The sequence below is a fragment of the Comamonas flocculans genome (assembly GCF_007954405.1).
GTDB lineage: Bacteria > Pseudomonadota > Gammaproteobacteria > Burkholderiales > Burkholderiaceae_C > Comamonas_C > Comamonas_C flocculans.
Window position 1 is genome coordinate 706,788 of sequence record NZ_CP042344.1, and the last position, 16,259, is coordinate 723,046.

The 16,259-nt window shown below is 67.0% G+C and carries 11 protein-coding genes and 1 pseudogene; 7 read left to right on the forward strand and 5 right to left on the reverse strand.

What is annotated here, in order from left to right:
* Positions 1–7: 7 nt before the first annotated feature.
* The 4 genes from FOZ74_RS03610 to FOZ74_RS03625 are packed head-to-tail and all read right to left on the reverse strand — an operon-like array spanning position 8 to position 3,092.
* Positions 8–1,054 carry a S49 family peptidase gene (locus FOZ74_RS03610; protein ID WP_146911788.1) on the reverse strand — a complete coding sequence of 349 codons (1,047 nt, stop codon included), beginning with the start codon at positions 1,052–1,054 and terminating at the stop codon, positions 8–10.
* Positions 1,055–1,057: 3 nt separating this feature from the next.
* A complete protein-coding gene (locus tag FOZ74_RS03615) occupies positions 1,058–1,441 on the reverse strand; it encodes a Rieske (2Fe-2S) protein (protein WP_146911789.1) in 384 nt (127 codons plus the stop codon).
* Positions 1,441–2,109, reverse strand: a complete 669-nt coding sequence (locus tag FOZ74_RS03620) for an HAD family hydrolase (RefSeq protein WP_146911790.1) — start codon at positions 2,107–2,109, stop codon at positions 1,441–1,443. Before FOZ74_RS03620 ends, FOZ74_RS03615 begins: the two co-directional genes overlap by 1 nt.
* A complete protein-coding gene (locus tag FOZ74_RS03625; RefSeq protein ID WP_146911791.1) occupies positions 2,106–3,092 on the reverse strand; it encodes an RluA family pseudouridine synthase in 987 nt (328 codons plus the stop codon). Before FOZ74_RS03625 ends, FOZ74_RS03620 begins: the two co-directional genes overlap by 4 nt.
* Before the next feature lie 557 nt (positions 3,093–3,649).
* Here FOZ74_RS03625 and FOZ74_RS03630 point away from each other — a divergent pair.
* From FOZ74_RS03630 to FOZ74_RS03655, 7 genes are all read left to right on the forward strand, one after another.
* Positions 3,650–6,523 carry an Rne/Rng family ribonuclease gene (locus FOZ74_RS03630; protein ID WP_146911792.1) on the forward strand — a complete coding sequence of 958 codons (2,874 nt, stop codon included), beginning with the start codon at positions 3,650–3,652 and terminating at the stop codon, positions 6,521–6,523.
* Positions 6,524–6,686: 163 nt separating this feature from the next.
* Positions 6,687–7,469, forward strand: coding sequence for a peroxide stress protein YaaA (gene yaaA, locus FOZ74_RS03635; protein WP_146911793.1), 783 nt, complete (start codon positions 6,687–6,689; stop codon positions 7,467–7,469).
* The gene (locus tag FOZ74_RS03640; RefSeq protein ID WP_146911794.1) at positions 7,466–8,320 is read left to right on the forward strand and encodes a 2OG-Fe(II) oxygenase; all 855 of its coding nucleotides are present in this window, start codon (positions 7,466–7,468) and stop codon (positions 8,318–8,320) included. The genes yaaA and FOZ74_RS03640 overlap by 4 nt, the downstream gene beginning before the upstream one ends.
* An 85-nt stretch (positions 8,321–8,405) precedes the next feature.
* Positions 8,406–9,251 carry an NADPH-dependent 7-cyano-7-deazaguanine reductase QueF gene (gene queF, locus FOZ74_RS03645; protein ID WP_146911795.1) on the forward strand — a complete coding sequence of 282 codons (846 nt, stop codon included), beginning with the start codon at positions 8,406–8,408 and terminating at the stop codon, positions 9,249–9,251.
* 247 nt (positions 9,252–9,498) lie between these two features.
* The gene (locus FOZ74_RS03650; RefSeq protein ID WP_146911796.1) at positions 9,499–12,654 is read left to right on the forward strand and encodes a bifunctional diguanylate cyclase/phosphodiesterase; all 3,156 of its coding nucleotides are present in this window, start codon (positions 9,499–9,501) and stop codon (positions 12,652–12,654) included.
* 103 nt (positions 12,655–12,757) lie between these two features.
* Positions 12,758–13,057, forward strand: coding sequence for a hypothetical protein (locus tag FOZ74_RS16115; RefSeq protein ID WP_222434179.1), 300 nt, complete (start codon positions 12,758–12,760; stop codon positions 13,055–13,057).
* Between the two features lie 51 nt (positions 13,058–13,108).
* Complete coding sequence (locus FOZ74_RS03655; RefSeq protein ID WP_222434180.1) at positions 13,109–14,503, forward strand: methyl-accepting chemotaxis protein; 1,395 nt, start codon at positions 13,109–13,111, stop codon at positions 14,501–14,503.
* A 163-nt stretch (positions 14,504–14,666) separates the two neighbouring features.
* On the opposite strand, the pseudogene FOZ74_RS03660 reads toward FOZ74_RS03655, so the two are convergent.
* Positions 14,667–16,225 (reverse strand): annotated as a pseudogene (locus FOZ74_RS03660) (methyl-accepting chemotaxis protein).
* Between the last annotated feature and the right edge of the window lie 34 nt (positions 16,226–16,259).

Consider the following 16,259-nt stretch of genomic DNA (forward strand, 5'->3'; position numbering starts at 1 on the left):
TTGAGGCTCAACGCAAGGCGGGCAGCACGCCCTTCATGGCCTGCACGATCCCCGCGCCCACCGCCGCGCCAAAGCGCCGCGCCAGGCGATCGACGACGTTGGCGCGCTGGGTGTAGTCGACGATGTCCTCGGCCTTGACCACCTCGCGCGCGACGTAGTCCAGGCTGCCCAGCTGGTCGGCCAAGCCCATGCGCACCGCCTGCTCACCCGTCCAGAACAGGCCGCTGAAGGTGTCGGGCGTGACCTTCAGGCGGTCGCCCCGGCCTTTTTGAACCACCGCGATGAACTGCTGGCGGATCTGTTCGAGCATCTGGAGCGCATAGGCGCGCTGCTCGGGCGACATGGGGCTGAAGGGGTCGAGAAAGCCCTTGTTGTCGCCGGCGGTGAGCAGGCGCCGCTCGACGCCGAGCTTGTCCATGGTGCCGGTAAAGCCGAAGCCGTCCATGAGCACGCCGATCGAGCCCACGATGCTGGCCTTGTCCACATAGATGTCGTCGGCGGCCGCGGCGATGTAGTAGGCGGCTGAGGCGCAGGTTTCCTCCACCACCGCGTACACCCGCTTGTCGTGTTTGGCCTTCAGGCGCAGGATTTCGTCGTTGATCATGCCGGCCTGCACCGGGCTGCCGCCGGGCGAATTGAACAGCAGCACCACCGCCTTGGAGCCCGGGTCTTCGAAGGCGTTGCGCAGCGAGGTGATGACCGACTCGGCGCTGCTCGGCGCCTGGGCCGCGATCTCGCCCTTGATGTCCACGACGGCGGTGTGCGGCGAGCTGCGAACACCGCCGCCGATCTCGCGCGCGCTGAAGTTCCAGATGAGGGCGCCGACGATGCCCAGCCACAGCAGGCGCCAGAAGATGCGCCAGCGCCGCGCGGCCCGCTGCTCGCGCACGGTGGCGAGCACGAGCTTTTCCAGCACCTCGCGCTCCCAGCGGTCCTGGCGCTGCGTCGGGGTGCGATTTGCTCCTTCTTTGGTAGCTTTTTGCGCCCACAGGTCGGGCGTTTCAGGCAGATTTGACCCCAAATCTTCAGCATCGGGGCGGTTCGGGTCGGTCATCGGTCAGGGCGCGGGCGGTTGCAGCAGCGGCGCAGTATGCCAGTACACCCTGCCCTCGCATTCGCTCAGCCGCACCTTCACCAGCGGCCCGCGCCCCGGCCCGCCGACGCAGCAGCCGGTGTCCGGCTCGAACACCGCGCCGTGCGTGGCGCAGACCAGAAGCAGCCCATCGGCATCGAAGAAATGGCCTTCGCGGTAGTCCAGCTCGCTGCGCACGTGGCTGCAGCGGTTCAGGTAGGCATGCACCTGCCCGCGCCAGCGTACCGCGAAGGCGCGCAGCCGCTCGCCGCGGTAGACGACGTCGAAGGCCACGCCGGTGCCGCCATCGCCGAGCGCGCCGCTGTCGCACAGGTAGATGCGCTCCGGTCGCGGCTCGGCGGGCGCCATCACGCGTGCTCCGCCAGCCAGGCGTCGAGCCGCGCGACGGTGGGGGCGACGAAGAGCGGCGCGAGCGCGGCGAAACCGTCGCTCGCGTGCGCGCCATAGGCCACGGCCACGCTCGGGCAGCCGGCGTTGCGCGCCATCTCCAGGTCGTGCGTGGTGTCGCCGACCATGAGCACGCGCTCGGGCGGCACGTCGAGCTCGGCCATGAGTTCGCTGAGCATCAGCGGATCGGGCTTGCCCGCCGTCTCGTCGGCGGTTCGCGAGGCGTCGAATACACCGCGCAGCTGCGCCGTGGCCAGTGCCTGATCCAGCCCCCGGCGGCTCTTGCCGGTGGCCACGGCCAGCAGATGGCCGCTGTGCCGCAGGTGGTCGAGCATGGGCAGCACGCCATCGAACAGGCTCAGGTCGTCCTGGTGCTGCACGTAGTGCACGCGGTAGCGGTTGGCGAGTTCGGGGTATTTGCTGGGCGGCACGTCCGGCGCCGCGCGCGCGAGCGCCTGCGGCAGGGCCATGCCGATGACCCAGGCGGCGGCATCGGGGCTGGGCACGGTGCCGCCGACGTCGCGCACGGCCTCCTGGATGCAGCGCACGATGAGCTGGGTGGAATCGAACAGCGTGCCGTCCCAGTCGAAGGCGATCAGATCGAAGCGGCGCGAGATGGAAGAAGTCATGGGTGCTCGGGTGTGATGAAGGTGGCGAGTTCGGGCGGCAGCTCGGCCTGCAGCTCGATGCGCTCGCCGCTGGCGGGATGATCGAACTGCAGCCGCCAGGCATGCAGGAACATGCGCGCAAGGCCGAGCTTGCGCAGGCGTTTGTTGAGGTCGAAATCGCCGTATTTTTCATCGCCCGCGATCGGGTGGCCCTGGCTCGCCAGGTGCACGCGGATCTGGTGCGTGCGCCCGGTCTTGATCGTGACCTCCAGCAGGCTCATCGCGGGCAGGCCCTGTTCGTGGCGCGCGGCGAGCACGCTGCGGCGCTTGACCAGCGTGACGGCGCGCATGCCGTCAGGGTCCTGCGCCGTGGTGGTGCGCACGCGCCGCTCGCCGCCCTCCTGCAGGTACTTGAAGAGCGGCTCGTCGATCACCTTGAGCCGCGCCGGCCAGGTGCCGACGGCCAGGGCCAGGTAGGTCTTGCCCGTCACGCGCTCGCGGAACTGCTGCTGCAGCGCGGTGAGCGCCGAGCGGCGCCGGGCCACGAGCAGGATGCCCGAGGTGTCGCGGTCGAGCCGGTGCACGAGTTCGAGGAATTTCGCCTCGGGGCGCGCGCGGCGCAGTTGCTCGATCACGCCGAAGCTCACGCCGCTGCCGCCGTGCACCGCCACGCCCGCGGGTTTGTTCAGCGCGATGAGCCAGTCGTCTTCCAGCAGGATGGGGAATTCGCGCGCGGGCGCCACCGGGGCCGGTGCCTGCCGGGCCAGGCGCAATGGCGGCAGGCGCACCAGGTCGCCTTCGGCCAGGCGCGCGTCGGCGCTGCTGCGGCCCTTGTTCAGGCGCACCTCGCCGCTGCGGATGATGCGGTAGACGTGCGTCTTGGGCACGCCCTTGAGCTGGCGCAGCAGGAAGTTGTCCAGCCGCTGGCCGGCCGACTCGGCGTCCACCACCAGCTGGCGCGCCGCCGGGGCGCCCTGGGGTTTGCCCCCTATAATTGCGGTCACCTGAGCGAAGAGTGTGTAAGTGATTGAAGTGGCTGAAGTTTAGTGGCCACCAACCCGACCGGTCGCGCAGGTTGGTTGATGCCACCGGGAAGCGAGTGCCTTTTGCAAGCACGCACCGCCCGGGCGGCTGACGCATCGAAACACAGCATACGGAATTCAAGGCTGGCGGCCTCTCCCTCGCGGGAACCCGGCACCAGCGGACAAAGCGAAATCATGTGGGTAGTTCTGGCGTGGATCTGGTCGCACTGGTGCGGGCGCGAGCCCGCATTTTGTGCATCAAATACGCCTGAGGCGCCCATCTGGCGGGCGCAAGCAGCTTCCAAACCCATAGCGAAGCCGCCCTTCCTGCATTTCGCCTTCATCCACGCCCCACCCCTGCGCCCGCGCAGCTGAGTCTTTCAGCTTGCGCGGCACGCGCCGGGTGCGTGCGGCTTTCTTCCTGCTGCCGGTTTCCTGTTTCAGCCCGGGCATTCGCGGCCCCGTTTGCGCGGGGCTTCAGGTTCTGGCGCGGCGCCTTGCCGCGTACAGGCCGCAGCTTGGAACAAAGGACACGCATCATGAAACGGATGCTCATCAACGCCACGCAGCCCGAGGAGCGGCGCCTGGCCATCGTGGACGGCCAGAAACTGCTGGACTACGAGATCGAGATCGAGGGGCGCGAGCAGCGCAAGAGCAACATCTACAAGGCCGTCGTCACGCGCGTGGAGCCTTCGCTGGAGGCCTGCTTCGTCGACTACGGCGAGGACCGCCACGGCTTTCTGCCGTTCAAGGAGGTTTCGCGCCAGTACTTTGCCGAGGGCGTCTCGCCCAGCCAGGCCAAGATCCAGGACGTGATCAAGGAAGGCCAGGAGCTCATCGTCCAGGTCGAGAAGGAAGAGCGCGGCAACAAGGGCGCGGCGCTGACCACCTTCATCAGCCTGGCCGGGCGCTACGTGGTCTTGATGCCGAACAACCCGCGCGGCGGCGGCGTGAGCCGGCGCATCGAGGGCGAAGACCGCGCCGAGCTGAAAGAGGCGATGGACCAGCTCGAATACCCCAAGGGCATGAGCATCATCGCGCGCACCGCCGGCATAGGCCGCTCGGCCGCCGAGCTGCAGTGGGACCTGAACTACCTGCTGAAACTGTGGAACGCCATCGACGGCGCCGCCAAGGCCGGCAAGGGCGCCTTCCTGATCTACCAGGAGTCGAGCCTGGTGATCCGCGCCATCCGCGACTACTTCAGCGCCGACATCGGCGACATCCTGATCGACACCGACGACATCTACGAGCAGGCGCAGCAGTTCATGGCGCACGTGATGCCCGAGCATGCCGCACGCGTCAAGCGCTACCGCGACGACGCGCCGCTGTTCTCGCGCTTTCAGATCGAGCACCAGATCGAGTCGGCCTACGCGCGCATGGTGCAGCTGCCCTCGGGCGGCTCCATCGTCATCGACCACACCGAGGCGCTGGTCTCCATCGACGTGAACTCGGCGCGCGCCATCAAGGGCAGCGACATCGAGGAAACCGCCACGCGCACCAATCTGGAAGCGGCCGACGAGGTGGCGCGCCAGATGCGCCTGCGCGACCTGGGCGGGCTGATCGTGATCGACTTCATCGACATGGAGGAAGCGAAGAACCGCCGTGAGGTGGAAAGCCGCCTGCGCGACGCGCTGCGCCAGGACCGCGCGCGCGTGCAGTTCGGCGCCATCAGCAAGTTCGGCCTGATGGAGATGAGCCGCCAGCGCCTGAAGCCCGCGCTCTCCGAAGGTGCGCACATCCGCTGCCCGCTGTGCGACGGCACCGGCCACGTGCGCGACACCGAGGGTTTTGCGCTGCAGATGCTGCGCATGATCCAGGAAGAATCCATGAAGGACAGCACCGCCGCCGTGCACTGCCAGGTACCGGTGGAGGTAGCGAGCTTCCTGCTCAATGAAAAGCGCGCCGAGATCGCCAAGATCGAGCTGCGCCAGCGCATCTCCGTCGTGCTGATTCCGAACAAGGGGCTGGAGACGCCGCACTACAAGCTCGAGCGCCTCAAGCACGACGACCCGCGCCTGGACAACCTGGACGCCAGCTACAAGATGGCCGACGCGCAGGAAGAGCCGACGCAGATCACCCGCCGCTCGCAGGAGCCGACCAACCGCCAGACACCGGTGATCAAGGGCGTGCTGCCCGATGCGCCCGCGCCGCTCGCCCAGCCGCGGCCGGCCGCCGTGGCGCCGGCGCCCGCGCCGGTCCAGCCGCCCGTGGTCCAGCCGCGCGTGCAGGTGCAGGAGCAAGGCTTCCTGTCCTGGCTCAAGGGGCTGTTCGGCATGGCCACGCCGCCGGCCCAGCCCGTGGCGACGCCCACCGCCCCGGCAGCATCCGCCGAGGCCGGCGCCGCGCGCGAAGAGCGCAGCGGCCAGCGCCGTGGCGGGCGCCGTGGCGGCCAGCGCGGCGACCGCGGCGAACGCGCGGAAGCCAACGGCCAGGAGCGCCCGCGCCAGCCGCGCCCCCCGCGCGAGCCGCGTGAAGCACGCGAGCCCCGCCGCGAGGCGGGCGAGCCGCGCCACAACGGCCGCGCGCCCGAAGCCGAGGCGGGCGAACGCAGCGCCGAGCGCCCCAGCCGCGAACGCGGCCGCCGCCGCGAGCCGCGCGAACGCGATGCCACGGAGCAAGCCGCGCCAGCAACACCAGCACCGGCCACGCCGGCCGCCAGCACCGATACCCTGGCCAGCACTCCAAGCGAGGAGGCGGTGATCCAGCTCGGCGCGGTGGAGCACACCGAAGAGCAGGCGCCGGGCAATGGCGAGCGCCGCTCGCGCCGCTCGCGCGACCGCTACGGACGTGACCGCCGCCGCGGCAGCCGCGGTGCGGAATCCGCCGAAGACACCAGCGCCCAGGCGCCCGACAGCGAGCCGCCAGCGGACTTCGAGCCGACGGTGATGCTCGAGCCCGAAGAAGCCGCCGCGCCCGCCCGGCGCAGCTACTTCGCCGCGGCCGGGCAGCCCGCCTCGGTGGATGAAGCTGCGCACGCGCCGGCCGGCGAAGACGAGGGCCCGCACACGCTGATCGACGTCACCTCGCCCGGCAGCGCGCTCACCCCGGCGGCGTCGCAGGAGCACATCGACGTCACCGTGGCCGCCGAGCCCGCACCAGCGGCGGCTGCCGTGGCCGCGCCCGCGCCGGCGCAAGCATCTGCCGCCAGCGCCCCCGCGCCCGCGCCGCAGCAGCCCTACACGCTGCCGCTGCAAAGCCTGCAGGAAAGCGCCGCCGCCAGCGGCCTGGTGTGGGTGCAGTCCGATGCCGACAAGGTCGCCGCGGTGCAGGCCGCGATCGCCGCCGAGCCCAGGCCGGTGCACGTGCCGCGCGAGCGGCCCGCGCCGCCGGTGCTGGACGAAGGCCCGCTGGTGCTGGTGGAAACCCGCCGCGACCTGCGCCAGGTGCAGCTGCCCTTCGACAGCCAGGCCTGAGCCAGGACACATCGGTATTGATAGCTGCATGCGCTTTACAGACAAGGGTTTGCAGCATTTTTGATCACCAACTTCCGGGCCTGCCGCTTCGCGTGGCAGGCCCTTTTTTTTGCGCCCTCGCCGGCTGCGGGACAATCGCAGCCACCCTTGCCTTGTTTGCGCCATGCTGTTTCTGCTCTCCCCCGCAAAATCCCTGGACTACGACAGCCCATTGCCCCAGGGGCTGCCCACCCCCACCGAGCCGCGCCTGCTGGCGCACACCCACGCGCTGATCGCGCTGCTGCGTGAAAAGTCGCCGCAGCAGATCGCGGCGCTGATGTCCATCAGCGACAAGCTGGCCGCACTCAATGTCGCGCGCTACGCGGCGTTCAGTGAACGCGCCACGCCGGCCAACGCCCGCCCGGCGGCGCTGGCCTTCAACGGCGACGTCTACGACGGCCTGCAGGCCGCCAGCCTGAGCGCGCGCCAGCTGCAATGGGCGCAGGCGCACCTGGCCATACTCAGCGGCCTGTACGGCGTGCTGCGTCCGCTGGACTGGATGCAGCCCTACCGGCTGGAGATGGGCACGCGCCTGGCCAATGCGCGCGGCGCCAACCTCTACCAGTTCTGGGGCGCGCGCATCAGCGAAACCCTGAACGCCCAGCTGGGCGGAGCGCGCAGCCCGGTGGTGGTGAACCTGGCCTCGCAGGAGTACTTCAAGGCGGTCGATACCGCCGCGCTCAAGGCGCGCGTGCTGCACTGCGCCTTCGAGGACTACAAGAATGGCAGCTACAAGATCATCAGCTTTCACGCCAAGCGCGCACGCGGCCTGATGGCGCGCTGGGCGGTTCAGCAGCGCGCCAGCCGGCCAGAGCAGCTGCAGGGCTTCGACAGCGCCGGCTACGCCTTCGCGCCCGCCGCCTCGAGCGCCGAGCGCCTGGTGTTTCGCCGCAGGGAGGCGCAATGAGCGCAAGCCAAAGCATCACCGACGAGCTGCGCGCCTGGATCATCGCGCAGGCCGGCGCCGGCGTGAGCGCACCCGCGCTGATCGGCGCAATGCGCAAGGTCGGCTGGAGCGAGGACGTGGCCGTCGACGCCATCGAACAGGTGCTGCGCAGCCACGTCGACGACGCCGCGCGCACCCAGGGCTGGCCGCCCGCGGTGCCCGTGCCCGAGCCGGCGCTGGACGATGCGCCGCTGTACATCGACCTGGGCGACCGCCAGGTGCAGGTCCTCATGACCCTGGCCTCGCCGCGCGTGGTGCTGTTCGGCGGCCTGCTCTCGCCCGAGGAGTGCGACGCGCTGATCGCCGCCGCGCGCCCGCGCCTGAAGCGCTCGCTCACCGTGCGCCTGGACACCGGCGACGGCGAAGTGAACCAGGAACGCACCAGCGACGGCATGTTCTTCGAGCGCGGCGAAACGCCCGTCATCAGCGCCATCGAGGAGCGCATCGCGCGCCTGCTGAACTGGCCGGTACGAAACGGCGAAGGCCTGCAGGTGCTCAACTACCAGCCGGGCGCCGAATACAAACCGCACTACGACTACTTCGACCCGCAGCAGCCCGGCACCGCCGCCATCCTGGCGCGCGGCGGCCAGCGCGTGGGCACCCTGGTGATCTACCTGAACGACCCCGCCAAGGGCGGCGCCACCATCTTCCCCGACGTGCACCTGGAAGTGGCGCCCTGCCGCGGCAACGCCGTCTTCTTCAGCTACGAGCGGCCGCACCCGAGCACGCGCAGCCTGCACGGCGGCACCCCCGTCATCGCGGGCGAAAAATGGATCGCCACCAAGTGGCTGCGCGAGCGCGAGTTCCGCTGAGGGCCGGGCCGCGCACCGCCAGGTTTCAAGCCAAAAGCGGCTCAAACGCTTGCCTGGAAAGCGCTGTCAGCTACCAATTCAAGAGATGAATTCCGTCCAACACTCTCCCCTGGGCGCGCCCAGCGCCTACCCGCGCGACTACGACCCCGCGCTGCTCTACCCCATCGCCCGCGCCGAAGGGCGCCGGGCCGCGGGCCTGGACGCGGCCCCGGCCTTCTTCGGCGCCGACCTGTGGACCGCCTACGAGCTGTCCTGGCTGGACCCGCGCGGCAAGCCCCAGGTGGCCCTGGCGCGCCTGACCATCCCCTGCGAGACGCCCAACCTGATCGAGAGCAAGTCGCTCAAGCTCTACCTGAACAGCTTCAACGCCACGCCCTTTGCCAGCCCCGAGGCCGTGCGCGAGCGCCTGCGCGCCGACCTGAGCGCCGCCGCCTGGCGCGGCGCCGAGCACCCCGCCACCCTGGGCGTGCAACTGCTGCTGCCCGAACAGTTCGCGGCCGAACGCATCCAGGAACTCGACGGCCTGCTGCTGGACCGCCTGCAGGTGGAATGCACGCACTACCAGCCCGCGCCCGAGCTGCTGGGCGCCGCCCTGGACGAGGCGCCGGTGGAGGAAGTCCTGGTGAGCCACCTGCTCAAGAGCAACTGCCCGGTCACCGGCCAGCCCGACTGGGCCAGCGTGCAGATCCGCTACAGCGGCCCGCAGATCGACCAGGCCGGGCTGCTGCGCTACCTGGTGAGCTTTCGCGACCACCAGGGCTTTCACGAGCAGTGCGTGGAGCGCATCTTCAGCGACATCCGCGCGCGCTGCCGGCCGATCAAGCTCACCGTGCTTGCGCGCTACACCCGCCGCGGCGGCCTGGACATCAACCCGCTGCGCACCAGCCACCCCATGGCGCTGCCCCACGGCGGGCGCACGGCGCGGCAGTAAAGAGACCGCCCGTTGAGCCAAGGCACGGGCCACACGGTTTCATCAAAACCAAGAGCACACCACGCCCCTGGCGAGAGCCACGGCACCCGTTGACTCTCTCGCCTCAGGGGTCAGGGTTTCCACTCACTGGAACCCTCCGGCAAACCCATCAAAATGACTCGGCATCCTGCCCTGCCGCAAGCTGCGTGATCCTTGCGCCAGCCCACTGGCACTCGGAATCAGCTTGCACAGCTTGCACAGCGTGCCCATGACCTATTTCAGCAAACATCCACCGAGCCACTGGCTGGTTGCTGCGGGCGTGTTGCTGGCCTGTCTCGCCCTGACAGCGGCAGCGGTTGTCCATCAGCACCAGTCCAATCAGGCGGTGGCGCAAATACGCTTCGGGCAAGAGGTGCGGGCATCGACGGACGCCATCGCCCAGCGGGTCAATTCCTATTCCGAGCTGGTGGCAGGGATGCGCGACCTGTTCATCGCCTCGCCGCAACTGGATGGCCCGCTCTTCGAGCACATCATCAGTGCGCGTCATTTGTTGCAGCGTTATCCGGAAATTCGCAACATCTCTTTCGCCCGCTGGGTCACGCACGACCAGTTGCCTGCGTTTGCGCTTCGCTTGGCACAGCAGGCGCGTGATCGGGGTGAGGTGCTGTCCAGCGCGCAAGAGGCGGACATCATCCATCCCGAGCTGCCCGGGCCCAACCACTACATCATCGAATACCTGTGGCCGTTTGCGCGCAATGAGGGCATATGGGGGCTGGACATCGCATCTCAGCCTGCCAACGTGGCGTCGCTGCTGGTGGCCCGCAACACACGCCAGCCCGCCATCTCCGCACCGTTTGACCTCGTGCAGGAACAGCACCAGCGGTCAGCCTTCATGGTTCGCTATCCGGTTTTTGATGCCTCCCGCACCTTGGCCGACCAGCCGCCATCGTTCACGGGGGCCATCGCGGCCGCGGTGCGCGTCAGCGAAATGCTGGAGGCCATCCAGGCGGCGAGCCTGCTCAACGGGGTGGCTCTGCACTTGCAAGACATCGGTCCGAAAGGCACGGACCAGCCTGCCACGGCGCAGCCTCTGGGCGAAATCGGCAACGCTGCCGCCCCAGATGATCGGCCCGCCCTGATGGCAGCAACACGTGTGCTGGACGTGCACAACCGGCGTTGGCGACTGGAGTACGCCGCCAGGGGGCCCATGCTCTCATCCGCAGAGTTGGCATTGCCGTATTGGATAGCCGCCTTTGGCGCCTTGGTCTCGCTCTTGCTGACGGTGGCAGCGGGCCGGCTCATGAACCAAAGGTTGAAGGCCCTGGCCCAAGCCGAAAACGCGCGAGTCGCCCTGCACGACCGCGAGCAAAAGTTGCGCGCGGTCTTTCACCAGGCCGCCGTCGGCGTCTCGATTGCCGATCTGGCCAGCGGGCGCTTCCTCAATGTCAACCAGAAGTTCTGCGAAATCACCGGCTACACCAAGGACGAACTGCTGCAAATGGGCGTCGGCGATGTCTCCAACCCCGAGGATCAACTGGCCAACATGACCTTGATGCGGCAGCTTCAGCGAGGTGAAATACCCTCGTATCGCATTGAAAAGCGCCTCAGGCGCAAGGATGGCCAGGAGATCTGGATCGACCTGACGGCCTCGGCCATTCACGAGGCAGGCAAGGCTCCGAGCCAGAACATCGGCGTGATCCAGGACATCACCGAGCAGCGGCAAATGAAGGAAGAATTGCAGCGGGGCGCAGAGCGTCAGCTTGCCATGCTCAACCACTTGCCCACCGGCATCCTGCTTTCCGGCATCGACGACCGCATCGAATACCGCAACGACGCATTCCTGCACATCACGGGCTATACCGAAGAGATCGTGCATGATTCAGGCTCATGGTTCCTGAACGCCTACCCTGATCCGGCAGCGCGCTTGCAGGTGCAAAACCGCTGGCGCAAGCTGCACGATGAGGCTCTGGCCGGCAACGGCTTCATCCAGGCGCATGAATACGTGATACGCCGTGCCGACGGACAGTGGCGCACGGTCGAGATTTCGGGCGTCATCATGGACAAGATGGAAATGATCTTGCTGGACGACCTGACGGATCGCAAGACAGCGGAAAACGAGATCAGTTATCTGGCCAGTTACGACCGCCTGACGGGCGTGGCCAATCGCGAGTTTTTGCATGTGCAACTGCAAGACATTCTGCGACGTTGCCGTGCCAGCGGGCACTTCGGCGCCTTGTTGATGCTCGACCTGGACCATTTCAAGAATCTGAACGAAACGCGCGGGCACAGCCAGGGTGACGAGGTTTTGCGCCAGACGGCGCAGCGGCTGCAAGGCTTTGTCCAAGGACACGGCATGGTGGCGCGCCATGGCGATGACGCTTTCGTGTTCGTGCTGGAAAGCCTCTGCACGGATCGCACGCAGATGCAGGAAACCGCCAGCGCGTTGGGCGCGCGCCTGCTCGCTGCGCTGGCCGAACCTTTCATGCTGGACGCAGAGCCCTACCACACCAGCGCAAGCATTGGCGCCGCCGTCTTCGGCGGCGACGACGCCAGCGCACATGACTTGCTGCAACAGGTGGACATGGCGATGTATGACGCCAAGGCCGCCGGACGCAACACGCTGCGCTTTTACAACCGCGCGCTGCAAGAGCGCATGCAGGCACGCGCGGCGATGGAGCGGGATCTGCGCCTGGCCATCGAGCAAGAGCAGTTCGAGCTCTACTACCAGGCTCAGGTGCAATCGGGCCGCGTGATTGGCGCCGAGGCGCTGGTGCGCTGGCATCATCCAAGCAAGGGCTTTGTCTCACCCGCCCAATTCATCCCGTTGGCCGAAGAAAGCGCGCTCATTTTGCCGCTGGGGGCATGGATCCTGCGAACCGCATGCGAATGCCTGGTGCGCTGGTCCCGCAATCCAGCGCTCGCCAAACTCACATTGGCCGTCAACATCAGCCCCCGCCAATTTGCACAAGCCGATTTCGTCGATGGCGTGCTTGGCGTGATCGCGCAGACCGGTATCAACCCCAAGCGCCTGGAACTCGAACTGACCGAAAGCATGCTGCTGCACGACATCGAGAGCACCATCGACAAGATGACGCAACTCAAGTCTTGCGGGGTCAATTTCTCGCTCGACGATTTTGGTACCGGGTACTCTTCGCTGTCCTATCTCAAGCGCCTGCCGCTGGATCAGCTCAAGATCGACCAGAGCTTCGTGCGTGACGTGCTGGTGGACCCCAATGACGCGGCAATCGCCCGCACCATCATCGCGCTGGGCACCAGCCTGGGGCTGCGCGTGATCGCCGAGGGGGTGGAGACCAAGGCGCAATGCGACTTCCTGGAGCGCCATGGATGCAATACCTGGCAGGGATACTTTTTCAGCAGGCCCATCACCGCCAACGCTTTTGAAACACTCATTCAAACCGCATGATCGTGCCACTGCACTACGCGCGCGCGCCGGGCTCTTGACGGGCTTTCGACGCTGCTGCCGTGCCGATGACCGTTTTTTCACTGTTCAGATTTGAAGGTGCACCATGAAATTCAACGATCTTTCCGTCAAATTCAAACTCTGGGCCATCGTACTGGGCCTTATGGGCGCGCTTGTGGTGCTTGGTGCCGGGCTGATGGTCCACACCGAATCAGTCACCAAGGAATCCGACCGGGTGGTGGCGTTCGGCAACGAGCGCATTTTTACCGCGCTGCGCTGGAAGTCGATGACGCAATCATCGGTAGACAACTTGCTCGCGGCGATGCAGGCGAGCGAGCCGGATTTGAGCGCGCGTCTTCTGGCGCAAGCGCAGAAAACTTCGGCGGACGTGACCGAACTGCAATAACAAGTAGAGGAGCAAGCTTTCTGGCCAGACAACAAGGCGCAGCTCGAGCGCATGGCGGCTGAACGCGCCGAAGTGCTCAAGGTCGCTGGCGCAATGCAAAAGCAGCGCGCCGACTACGACATGCAGGGCGTGCTGCGCTCGGCGCAACAGGCGTTCGCACCGGCCATGGAAAAATACATGGCGGCGCTGGACATGTACGTGCAGCTGCAGATCACGCGCCGTGACCAGGCGGTGCAGGACACGCTCGCGAGCCGTCAGGCGGCCTACATGCTGGGCGCGGGAATCACCTTGGTGATCGTGCTGCTGGGCTTGTTCATCGCGTGGCTCGCCGTCAAAAGCATCACCCAGCCCTTGACGCGCGCCGTTGGTCTGGCCGACACGATCGCAACAGGCGACCTGACGCAGGACGTGCACGACGATCGCAAGGACGAGCTCGGCCAGTTGATGCGCGCACTCTCGGCCATGGGCGCCAAACTGCGCTCGCTGGTCGCCGACGTGCGCTCGGGCGTGGAATCGGTCTCATCGGCCGCAAGCGAGATCGCTATCGGCAACAACGACTTGTCGGCGCGTACGGAGCAGACCGCGGCCAACCTGCAAGAGACGGCAGCCAGCATGGAAGAGCTCACCGCCACCGTCACGCAAAGCGCGGACACGGCGCGCCAGGCCAACCAGCTGGCCGCCAACGCCGTCGAGTCGGCGCAGAAGGGCGGCGCGGTGGTCGACCAGGTGATTGCGAGTATGGGGCAGATCACGCAGTCCAGCCAAAAGATCAGCGAAATCATTTCGGTGATTGATGGCATCGCCTTTCAGACCAACACCCTTGCGCTCAATGCGGTCGTCGAAGCGGCGCGAGCGGGCGAGCAAGGCCGCGGCTTTGCGGTGGTAGCCAGCGAGGTGCGCGCCTTGGCCGGGCGCAGCGCCGAAGCGGCCAAGGAAATCAAGGCCTTGATTACCACCAGCGTGGAAAACGTGGAGGCAAGCAGCAGTCAAGTTGCGCAGGCGGGCGAGAGCATGCAGGAGATCGTGCAGGGCGTGCGCCGGGTGAGCGACCTGATCGGCGAGATCACTGCGTCCACCAGCGAGCAGCGTGACGGCATCAGCCAGGTCAACCAGGCGGTGGCCAACCTCGACCAGATGACGCAGCAAAACGCCGCGCTGGTCGAGGAAGCGAGTGCGGCGGCTGCTTCGATGAGCGAGCAGGCCACGCACCTGTCTGACGTGGTATCCATCTTCAATGTGGGAACCAGCGCCCACGCCAGCACACCGCGCGTAGTGCCTGCCCACAAACCTGCGCCTGCCACCGTCAAGGCCAGGGCCTTGTCAGCGCCCCTGCCCAAGGCAGTGGCCAAGCCCAAGGCAGTTCAGATCACGGCGGCGCCCACGAAGGCCACGAGTGCGACGAAGCCGCCTGCCGCAGGTAAGGACGACGATTGGGAGAGTTTCTGATGGGGCTTCACACCTGATCAGGAAAACCATCTCGCTCTCAAGAGCAAACTCTCCCAACTCTTGCATGCTGCCCTGTGGCACGCGGCCGAAGGCATCGTGTCTGGGCCATGAGTCCCAAGATCATGGCGGGCTCGCGTGGCGCGCCGGCGCGTAACAGAGCGCGTCAGGCCAAGTGAAACACCGCCACGCTGCGGTCTATGGAGCGCGCAAGGTCACGCAGGGCCTGGGCAGCGGCGGCATATTCTTCGGCCAGGGCGGCGTTTTGCTGCATGGTGGAATCGAGCTGCGCCACCGCCTGGTTGACTTGGCCCACACCCGCGGATTGCTCACGCGCTGCGGTGGTGATGTCGCCTACCTGGTCGCTCACGTGCTGCACTGAGGTCACCATGGCGTCCATCGATTGGCCCACGTCGGCCATTTGGCTGGCGCTGTTGGCAATGCCCTCCACCAGAGAGTGGATCAGTCCACCAATTTCCCTGGCAGCATCCGCGCTGCGCTGGGCCAAGGCCCGCACCTCGCCGGCTACCACCGCAAAGCCCCGGCCTTGCTCGCCAGCACGGGCGGCCTCGACGGCGGCGTTCAGGGCCAGCAGATTGGTCTGAAAGGCAATGCCTTCTATGGTGCTCACGATGTCGCTCATGCGGGCCGAGGAGCCCTGGAGGTTCTTCATGGCCTCACGCACCTCGCCCACGGCCTGGCTGCCCTGGGTGGCGGTGGTGACGCATTCCCCGCTTTTCTGAGAGATCGCCGCCGTGGTGGCTGCCGTCTGGCTGATGGTGCCAGTCAGTTCTTCCATGGCCGATGCCGTCTCTTGCAGGTTGCTGGCGCCGGATTCAGCACGTTCGGACAGGGAAACGCTGCCCTGGGCGATCTCTTTGGCCGCATGGCTGAAGCCCTCCACGCCCCGGCGCACATCGTCGATGACGGCGCGCAGGTTCACCTGAATCTGGCGCAGCGCGCGCATCAGAGCGCCCAAGGACCCCGGGAAGTCGGTGGGCACGTCGGTGGTCAGGTTGCAGCCAGCCAGGTCGCTGGCAAAGCGCTCGGCCTCTTGCATCGCCCCGGCAAAGCGGCGGTGAAACACCCAAGTAAAACCCGCCACCCCTGCCGCACCCAGGCCCAGGCGGCACAGCAAGGCAGTCCCATCGTGCAGGCCCACCACGTCGGGCACCAGCATGGCCAGGGCCATGACCGCCAGGCCGCCGGCTATGCGCCCGGTCAGGCTGATGCCTCGCACGCGCTCCGGCCAAGCGCGCCAGCCGGTATGGCAAAGCTTGCCCCCGCGCAGCACCAGGGTGACGCGGCCAGATTCGGCCTCGGCACGCATCCGGGCGTACAGCGTCTCGGCTTCGTCGATCTGAGCTTGCGTGGGCTTGATGCGCACCGACATATAGCCCCTGGGCCTGCCCTGCACAAGAATGGGCGTGAAATTGGCCAAACCCAGTAGGTATCACCATCCTTGCGCCGGTTCTTGACCATGCCGGTCCAGGGCTTGCCGCGACCTATGGTGCTCCAGACATCCTTGAACGCAGCAGCCGGCATGTCCGGGTGGCGAATGATGTTGTGCGGCTGCCCCATGAGTTCGTCGTAGGTGAAGCCGCTGACACGGGCAAACGCGGGGTTGCAGTGCGTGAGCTCGCCCTTGAGATTGGTCATGGAGACCAGCATCTCGTCGGCCGGGAAGTCATAGTTACGCTGGGTAACCGGCAGATTGACTCGCATGGCGCTCCCCCTTTCAGAATCTCTTTTTCCAAAT